The organism is Streptomyces anandii JCM 4720, assembly GCF_014650655.1.
Taxonomy (GTDB): Bacteria; Actinomycetota; Actinomycetes; order Streptomycetales; family Streptomycetaceae; genus Streptomyces; species Streptomyces anandii.
In genome coordinates this window covers 49,427-58,380 of the sequence record NZ_BMVJ01000001.1, presented here as the reverse complement: position 1 = coordinate 58,380, position 8,954 = coordinate 49,427, and the positions used below count along the sequence as shown (strand labels likewise).

Annotated in this window: 6 protein-coding genes; 2 read left to right on the top strand and 4 right to left on the bottom strand. The window is 72.9% G+C overall.

Annotated elements, in window-relative coordinates; genetic code table 11:
• The first annotated feature begins 166 nt into the window (after nucleotides 1-166).
• Nucleotides 167-1,120 (top strand): GTPase Era, encoded by a 954-nt coding sequence (gene era / locus IE249_RS00250; protein WP_189702729.1) that lies wholly within the window; start codon nucleotides 167-169, stop codon nucleotides 1,118-1,120.
• A 320-nt stretch (nucleotides 1,121-1,440) separates the two neighbouring features.
• Here the strand turns inward: era and IE249_RS00245 are convergent, their stop codons facing one another.
• From IE249_RS00245 to IE249_RS00235, 3 genes are all read right to left on the bottom strand, one after another.
• Entirely contained in the window at nucleotides 1,441-3,537 is a 2,097-nt protein-coding gene (locus IE249_RS00245) for a glycoside hydrolase family 31 protein (protein WP_229857123.1), read from the bottom strand.
• 209 nt (nucleotides 3,538-3,746) lie between these two features.
• Nucleotides 3,747-4,868 carry a carbohydrate kinase family protein gene (locus tag IE249_RS00240; RefSeq protein ID WP_229857331.1) on the bottom strand — a complete coding sequence of 374 codons (1,122 nt, stop codon included), beginning with the start codon at nucleotides 4,866-4,868 and terminating at the stop codon, nucleotides 3,747-3,749.
• Nucleotides 4,869-5,119: 251 nt separating this feature from the next.
• Nucleotides 5,120-6,409 (bottom strand): glucarate dehydratase family protein, encoded by a 1,290-nt coding sequence (locus IE249_RS00235; RefSeq protein ID WP_189702727.1) that lies wholly within the window; start codon nucleotides 6,407-6,409, stop codon nucleotides 5,120-5,122.
• Nucleotides 6,410-6,726: 317 nt separating this feature from the next.
• Here IE249_RS00235 and IE249_RS00230 point away from each other — a divergent pair, with 317 nt between their 5' ends.
• Complete coding sequence (locus IE249_RS00230) at nucleotides 6,727-7,992, top strand: MFS transporter (protein ID WP_189702726.1); 1,266 nt, start codon at nucleotides 6,727-6,729, stop codon at nucleotides 7,990-7,992.
• An 82-nt stretch (nucleotides 7,993-8,074) separates the two neighbouring features.
• Here the strand turns inward: IE249_RS00230 and IE249_RS00225 are convergent.
• Nucleotides 8,075-8,954 (bottom strand): adenosine deaminase (locus tag IE249_RS00225; RefSeq protein WP_229857122.1); only part of this gene is annotated, 880 nt, incomplete at its 5' end.

Genomic DNA, 8,954 nt, shown 5'->3' with positions numbered 1-8,954 from the left:
GCCGCGCGTTTCCGGTCGCGTACGGCTGTGTTTCGGTGACGTTTCGTGTTGCGCGGGGGTTTCCGGGAGCTCACGGCGGTCCGGATCGGGCGGATCGGGGGGTGCGGGACGGCCCGGGGCGGCTCGGGGTGCGGCGGGGGTTCGTGGATCAGGGACAATGAACGCCATGAGCGTTCGCACCCAGTCATCCGAGCAGTCGGCCGAGGCCGTTCACCGCGCCGGCTTCGCCTGCTTCGTGGGCCGCCCCAACGCGGGCAAGTCCACCCTCACGAACGCTCTGGTCGGGCAGAAGGTGGCGATCACCTCCAACCGGCCGCAGACGACGCGGCACACGGTACGGGGCATCGTGCACCGGCCCGACGCGCAGCTGATCCTCGTGGACACCCCCGGGCTGCACAAGCCGCGGACGCTGCTGGGCGAGCGGCTGAACGACGTCGTGCGCACGACGTGGGCCGAGGTCGACGTGATCGGCTTCTGCCTGCCGGCCGACCAGAAGATCGGTCCGGGCGACCGCTTCATCGCCAAGGAGCTGGCGGGGATCAAGAAGACCCCGAAGGTCGCGGTCGTCACCAAGACGGACCTGGTGGACTCCAAGGCGCTGGCCGAGCAGCTGATCGCGGTGGACCGGCTGGGCGAGGAGCTGGGGATCACCTGGGCGGAGATCGTGCCGGTGTCGGCGACCGCGGGCAAGCAGGTGGATCTGCTGGCGGATCTGCTGATCCCGTTGCTGCCGGAGGGGCCGGCGCTGTATCCCGAGGGGGATCTGACCGACGAGCCCGAGCAGGTGATGGTGGCGGAGCTGATCCGGGAGGCCGCGCTGGAGGGGGTGCGGGACGAGTTGCCGCACTCCATCGCGGTGGTCGTGGAGGAGATGCTGCCCCGGGAGGACCGGCCGGCGGACAAGCCGTTGCTCGACATCCACGCGAACGTGTTCATCGAGCGGCCGAGCCAGAAGGGGATCGTCATCGGGCCCAAGGGCAAGCGGCTGAAGGAGGTCGGGATCAAGTCGCGGCGGCAGATCGAGGCGTTGCTCGGAACACCGGTGTTCCTTGATCTTCATGTGAAGGTGGCCAAGGACTGGCAGCGGGATCCCAAGCAGTTGCGGCGGCTGGGGTTCTGAGGGGGGCTTGCCCACCCACCCGCCCGTCTCGGTCGGGTGAGAGGTCCCGCCCTGGGGCTCCGCCCCAGACCCCGTTTCCCACCCGCCCGCCCGTCTCGGTGGGCTGAGGAGTCCCGTCACGGGGCTCCGCCCCGGACCCCGGCGGGGGCTTCGCCCCCTGCACCCCCGCGGGTTCTCCCTGCACCCCCGCGGGTTCCTCCTTGCACCCCCGCGGGTTCCTCCCTGTACCCCCGCGGGTTCCTCCCTGCACCCCCGCGGGTTCCTCCCTGCACCCCCGCGAGGTTCCCTCTTCAGCCCCGTGGGGTTCACCCTGTGCCCGCTCAGCGCAATGCCCGTAGGGCCTTCTCCGTGTCCTTTGTGTTCAGTTTTACGAAGATCGGGGTCGCGTTCAGAGGGGTCGGGTAGGCGGGGATTGTCTGGTTGCCCGGGACTGTGCGGTGGTGGGTTGTGTCGTACCAGTGGCCCGGGGGGAGGTGGACCGGGCGGGTGGGGGCGTCGGTGAGTTGGGGGGCCGCCAGGACGGTGGGGCCGAGCATCCACTCGTCGGTGATCGTGTAGGCCGCCCTGTCATTCGGGAAGTCGAAGAAGAGGGGCCGCATGATCGGGTCGCCGGTCTTCAGGGTGTGCTGGACCTGGTCCCAGATGTAGGGGGCGAGGCGGGCGTGACGGGCGATGGCCTCACGGTAGAGGGCGGTCGTCTCGGCGTCGTACACCACCTTCCTGCCCGTGGTGACGTCGATGGTGTCCACGGGTGAGGTCGAGGAGTACATCAGCGGCATCAGCGCGGCCGACTGCGCCCAGCGGACCAGGACCTGCTTGGTGGGCGCCGGGCGGCCGCTGGAGCCGCCGATCATGTCGGTGGTGACGAAGGGGTAGCCGATCGTCGAGATGGCGAGGTTCTGGGTGACCGACGCCCGCAGGGAGTCGAACCCGGTGCCCTTGTCCACCTGCCGGGTGACGAAGCCCGCCTGGTGGGCGGCGCCGCTCCAGTGGACGCGGATGCCGACGCCCTGGAGGTCGTACTGGTCGGCGAGCTGGGCGCCGAGCCGCTGGTAGTCGGTGGGCTGGTGGCCCGCGTGCGGCGCGCACCGCTCGTCGAAGAAGCGGGTGTCGAACTTGAGGCCGTCCACGCCGTAGGTGTCCATGAGGGACTTCAGGCGTCCCTCGTACCAGGCCTTCGCGTCCGGGTTGCCGAGGTCGACGATGCCGGCCGTGCCGTTCCACCAGGTGACCTTGCAGGGGACGGCGGGGTTCGCGGCGTCGGCGAGCAGGTAGCCGTGGTCGGCGGCGTACCGGTACTGGTCGGAGTCGAGGTTGATCCACAGGGTGACCCAGAGGCCGAAGTCGAAGCCCAGGTCGTGGATCTCGCGGGACATCGCCTTCGGGTCGGGGTAGGCCTTCGGGTCGAAGGTCATGTTCCCGTAGTCGGACTCCCACTTGTCGTCGAGCTGCAGCGCGTGGCCGGTGATGCCGTGGTCGTGCAGGTCCTGGGCGTAGTCGAGGAGCTTGGCCTGGTCGACGTGGGTGTAGAACTGCGCCCAGGAGTTCCACACCGGCTCGGCGTACTGCCGGTAAGTGGCATCGCTCTTGGCCGGCTTGCCGACCACGCCCACGTAGTCGCGGTAGACGTCCAGGGGCGTCGACTCGACGAAGACCGTGGCCCGGTAGGGGTCGGCCGACTCGACGTCGAAGCGGCCCAGGCCGTCCTGGCCCTGGTTGATCGCCACGTCCATGACGTGCCCGGTGTCCACGCGCAGTCCGGTGGCCGTGGAGGTGTACCAGAAGGGGTCGATCATGTAGTACGACGCCGGGCCGAAGGCCGGATGGACGACCTGCCCGCTGTCCAGTGGCCAGGGCTGGTCGGTGCCGGGGCCGCCGTTCGGCGTCTGGGCCTCTCCGTGGCCGTACCAGTGACCGGCGGACTTCAAGTCGTAGGCGAGGCCGAGGCGTTCGGGGACGACTCCGCTGACCTGCCAGTCGAGCCGGTAGCGGTCGGCGGCGGGTGTCACGCAGGCCCGGACCGTGGCGCCGGGCGCGGTGGTGGCGGCGGTGACGGTCAGGACGCCCTTCTTCCAGCTCCAGCCGGTGACCTGGGTGGCGTGCTGCCAGGCGCCGGCCGTGCGGAATCGGAGGGCGCCGGTGTCGCCGGCGGCGGTGGAGAGGAGGGGCGCGCCGGAGCGGGTGGTGTGGAGGGAGAGTTGAGTTTTCGTCAGGTGCAGTGCGTAGCCGGGGGCGGTGCGGCTTCGGGGGACCTCGAGGGTGAGTTCGGTGGCGGAGTGGCTCAACTTCGGGGTCGAGGGGGCCGGTTCCGGCTGTGCGTGGGCGGGCTGCGGCGGGGCGAGGGCGACGGCGGGAAGGGCGAGAGCCGCGGCGAGGACGGCCAGGAGCACTCTGGGGCTGCGTGTTGGTCTGCGCACGGCGCATGTCCTTCGACAGAGGGAGTCTGGAGGGCTTGCAAAAACGTGCTCGGTTCCGCCGATAATTGAGCGGCAAACGTCACCTGTCAATGGCGGAACGTGCTCGGTTCCGCCGATAATTGAGCGGCAAACGTCACCTGTCAATGGCGGCCGGGCTCAACCGCCTATCAGGAATGCGTAGTTGCCCGTAGGCCGCGGATGCCGATCCCTCACGCCGACCTGCCGAAGCCGATGGTCGGTACGGCCCTGCGGCGCGGCCACGGCTCGCCGCTCGCCTCCGGCACCAGGCTCTGGAGGAAGGCGTACCGTCGCAGCGCCGCCGGGTCCTGGCCGGGCACCGACTGGACCCGGCGCCACCAGGCGGCCACCTCCGACCAGCCGGGCGCGGACAGCGAACCGCCGAACTCCTGCACGGACAGGGCCGCGGTGAGCCCGGCGAAGGCGAGCCGGTCTGCCAGCGGCCAGCCGGCCAGGGTGCCGGTGACGAAGCCGGCCACGAAGACGTCGCCCGCGCCCGTGGGGTCCAGGGCCTCCACCGCGATGGCGGGCACCTCGGCGCTCTCCCCCGTGCGCCGGTCGACCGCGTAGGCGCCCTCCGCGCCGAGGGTGACCACCGCGCAGGGCACGTACCGGGTCAGCGCGTGGGCGGCGGAGCGCGGGCAGTCGGTGCCCGTGTAGCGCATCGCCTCCTCGGCGTTGGGCAGGAACGCCTCGCAGTGCTCCAGGTCGGCGAGGCCGGCCAGGTCCCAGGCGCCGGTCTCGTCCCAGCCGACGTCACCGAAGACGCGGGTGCCCTTGCGGGCCGCGTCCGCGATCCAGGGGGCGCGCCGGCCGGGGGTCAGGGAGGCGACGGCGGCACGGGCGCGGGGCGGACGGCCGGGGCCGACCTCCTGCACGAGCGCGTCCTCGGGGGGCGGCTCGTGCCCGTGGGAGACCATCGTGCGCTCACCCTCGTACGCCATGGAGACGGTGACCGGGGAGTGCCAGCCGGGGACCACCCGGGAGGGGGTGAGGTCGATGCCCTCGCCCTGTTCCAGCGCGTCCCAGCAGTACTCGCCGTAGTGGTCGTCGCCGAAGGCCGCCGCGAGGGAGGTGCGCAGACCGAGGCGGGCCAGCGCGGTCGCCATGTTCGCCACGCCGCCCGGGCTGGAGCCCATGCCGCGCGCCCAGGACTCGGTGCCGCGCACCGGGGCGGAATCGAGCCCGGTGAAGACGATGTCGAGGAAGACGGTGCCCGTGAGGTAGACGTCCCAGGGCGGGTCGCCTGCCGTGCGCAGCGCGGCCAGCGGGTCGACCTGGGGGTGCGTCGGGACGTGCGGCGCCCCGACGATGTACTCGCGGTCCTGCGGGTACTCCCGGTCGGCGGGGGGCCGCCGCTGCTCGCGGGCCTGCCGCTGCTCGCGGGCCTGCGGGTACTCCCGGTCCTGCGGGGGTTCCGGTCCTTCTCCGGCGGGCGTGCTGGACGCGGTCACGGTGCGCTCCCTGGCATGGTGCGGATCAGGCCAGTGTGCACCAGAGCGGCGGCGACACGTCGGCCGTCACGCCGGGCGCGCGCCGGAAGGACGCCCGCGCTCGGGCCCGGCTACCAGCGGGGCATCGTGGGCGTGACCCAGTCCGGCTCGGCGACGCGCATCGCGGCGGCGTCGTCGCGGTCCCGCAGCGCACCGTCGTCCTCGGTCCAGCGGCGGTTCAGCCGGGCCAGTTCGTCCCGGTCGAGTTCCACGCCGAGTCCGGGCGCGTCGGACACGGCGATCCGGCCGCCGTCGAAGGCGAGGCGCTCGGTGAGCACGTCCTCCGACTGCCAGGGGTAGTGGCTGTCGCAGGCGTGGTGGAGGTCCGGCACGGTGGCCGCCACCTGGGTCATCGCGGCCAGGCTGACGCCGAGGTGGGTGTTGGAGTGCATGGAGACACCGACGCCGAAGGCGCTGCAGATCGCGGCCAGTTGCCGGGTGTTGCGCAGTCCGCCCCAGTAGTGGTGGTCGCAGAGGACCACCTGGACGGCGCCCTTGGTGAAGGCCTCCGCGATCTCGGCGAAGGTGGTCACGCACATGTTGGTCGCCAGCGGCACGTCGGTGCGGGCGGCGACCTCGGCCATGGCGGGCGTGCCGAGGGCGGGGTCCTCCAGGTACTCGAGGAGGTCCCCGAGCTCCCGCGCCACCCGCAGCGAGGTCTCCACCGACCAGGCGCCGTTGGGGTCGAGGCGCAGCGGGTGTCCGGGGAAGGCCTCGGCCAGGGCCCGTACGGCGGCGATCTCCTGCTCGGGCGGGAAGACGCCGCCCTTGAGCTTGAACGAGGTGAAGCCGTGCCGCTCCTTGAACCGGCGGGCCTGTTCGACGACCCCGGCGGGGTCCAGGGCGGCGCCCCAGTCGTCCTTCTCGCCGGGCACGCCCTCGGGGTGGGCGGCCCACTTGTGGAAGAGGTAGGCGCTGTACTCGACGCTGTCGCGCACCTTGCCGCCGAGCAGGGCGTGCACGGGCAGGCCGAGCGCCCTGCCGAGGGCGTCCAGGCAGGCGACCTCGAAGGCGGACAGGACGGACAGCCGCAGCTTGTCGGCGGTCTGGACACCGCGCAGCCCGCCGACGTCGACGGCGCCGTCGACCCGGGAGGCGTTCACGGCGATGTCGAGCCCGAAGAGGGCGTTCACATCCGTGATCTGACGTCCGGTCAGCCGGTCGGCGAGCGGGCGGGCCAGTTCCAGGTACTTGGTGTCGCCGTAGGTCTCGCCGAGCCCGGTGACCCCGTCGGCCGTGACGACCTCCACGATCAGGCGCGGGGTGTAGGGCTGGTGGACGCCCTGGGTGTTAAGCAGCGGCGGATCGGCGACCAGGATCGGCGTCAGACGCACCTCGGTGACGGTCAGGTCGCGGGTCACAGGGCGGCTCCTAGCCGGGTCGAGTTCGTCGCCATCCACGTATGAGAACAGAGATTAGGTAGACGAACCAGCGATCGTCAATGGCAGGTCCAGCGAGGGCACACCCGGGGCAACGCCCGGTGAGCGAAAGGGCGCTCTTTTACCCGGACTCCCCCGGCAGAAACAGAAAGTGATCCACTTCACACTCACTCAGTTCCCTGGCGGGACTCCGTGCTTGATACAAATTGCCCGCGCGTTCCTGTCCGTCGACGGTCCGGCGCCCCCTCCCTCCCCCGCGCTCCTCCGAGCCGCTCCCTCCGCATGCCCCGGGAACGCCCGTGTCCGCCCCCCGCTCCCTGCCCTGGCCCCTCGTCGCCCTGTTCACGGCCGGGTATCTCGCCCCGTATCTGCTGCCGACCGTCGTCGGGCGGCTCGACGCCGGGCTGCCGCTGTCGGCCACCCAGGCCGGCGCGGTCGGCAGCGCGCTGCTGCTGAGTTCGGCGGCCGCCGGATTCCTGCTGGCCTCACGGGTCGAGCGGATCGGGGCCCGCGCCCTCGCCCGCGCCGGGCTCGCCCTGGCCGTCCTCGGCTACGGCGGCGCCGCGCTGTCCGGCGCGGTGCCGCTGGTCGTCGCCGGGCTGGTCGCCGGCGGTTTCGGGTCCGGTACGGCCACGACGGTCGCCGCCACCGGAATCGCCGGCCGGCCCGACCCGCACCGCACCACCACGCTCGGCCTGCTCGGCGTCTCCGCGCTCGCCGGCGCCGTCTACCTGACGGTGCCGCACCTCGGGCCGGGCCACGGGCAGCCCCTGGCCGCGATCGCGCTGACCGCGCTCGCCGTCTGGCCGCTCACCGCACGCCTCCCCCGCCGCACCGCCGCCCGCGCCGCCGGCCCGCGGCGACCCGGGCTGCCCCACCGCCGTCCGGGGACCGTGCTGGCCGCCGCCATGTTCTGCTGGTCGCTCGCCCAGAACTCGCTGTGGGGCGTCAGCGGCCGGATCGGGCTCGTGCAGGCGCACCTCGGCGAGGCGACCGTCGGCGCGGTGTTCGCCGTGGCGCTCGGCACCGCGCTGCTCGGCGTGACCGGCGCGGGTGCGCTCGGACCGCGCCTTGGGCGGGCCCTGCCGATCGGCGCGGGCACCGCGCTGATCGCCGGCTGCATCGTGCTCAGCGCCTCCGCGAGCGGCCTGGCGTCCTTCGCCACCGGCGAGATCTCCTGGAACACGCTCTATCCGGTCGTCCTGTCGTACGTCATCGGGCTGGCCGCCGCCCTCGATCCGCGCGGCCGCTGGGCGGTGCTCGTCGGCTCGGCCTCCTCGCTGGGCACGGCGGCGGGCCCGCTGACCGGCAGCCTGCTCGCCGCGCGGGCCGGCTTCCCGGTCATGGGCGTCGTGCTGGCCGCGGGCCTGCTGGTCGTCGCGCTGCCGATGACCGCCGTCGCCCTGCACACGGGCGGCCGCCGGCTGCTGCCGGGAGCGGTCCGCCGCGGCGGGGGCACACCGGTCGTCCGGATCCCGGTCGACGGAGCCGCCGAACCCGCCTGGCAGGCCTACGGCACGGCGGGCCCCCACCCGACGGGCGCCCCGTCCGCGCCGGGCGCCTGACGGGCGTGGCCCGGGCCCGGCCCGGCGGCTGCGGGGGCTACGGCGGTCACGGCGACTACGGGGGCTACGGCGGTCACGGCGGCTACGGGAACTCGTACGCCTCCACCTCGGCCAGGTACCGCTGCCGCAGCTCCTCGTCGTCCTCCAGGAAGGAGGCGAGGAAGGAGTTGCGGGCCAGCTCGCGCAGCCGCTCCTCGGACAGGCCCAGGGTGGAGCGCACGGCGTCGAAGTTGTCGCCGGCGTAACCGCCGAAGTAGGCGGGGTCGTCGGAGTTGACCGTGCACATCAGGCCCGCGTCCAGCATGGCGGGCAGCGGGTGGGCGGCGAGGGTGTCGACCGTGCGGAGCCGGACGTTGGACAGCGGGCACAGGGTCAGCGGGACGCGGTCGCGCACGAGGCGTTCGACCAGCGCGGGGTCCTCCACGCAGCGCAGGCCGTGGTCCACGCGCTCGACGCCGAGCACGTCCAGGGCCTGCCCGATGTACTCCGGCGGGCCCTCCTCACCGGCGTGCGCGACCCGCCGCAGCCCGAGCGCGGCGGCCGCCTCGTACACCTCGCGGAACTTCACCGGCGGGTGCCCGACCTCGGCGGAGTCCAGGCCGACGCCCACGATCCGGTCCAGGTGGGGACTCGCGTCCCGGAGGGTCCGCATCGCCGACTCGGCGGGCTGGTCGCGCAGGAAGCACATGATGAGCCGGGTGGAGACGCCGTGGTTCTCCTCGCTGCGGCCGAGCGAGCGCCACAGTCCCTCGACGACCGTGGCCATCTCCACCCCCCGCGAGGTGTGGGCCTGCGGGTCGAAGAAGATCTCCGCGTGCCGCACGCCCTGCGCGGCGGCCCGGGCGAGGTAGGCGTTCGCGAGGTCCTCGAAGTCGCGCTCGGTGCGCAGCACCGCCATGAGCTCGTAGTACAGGTCCAGGAAGGACTGCAGGTCCTGGAACCGGTAGGCCTCGCGGAGCTCG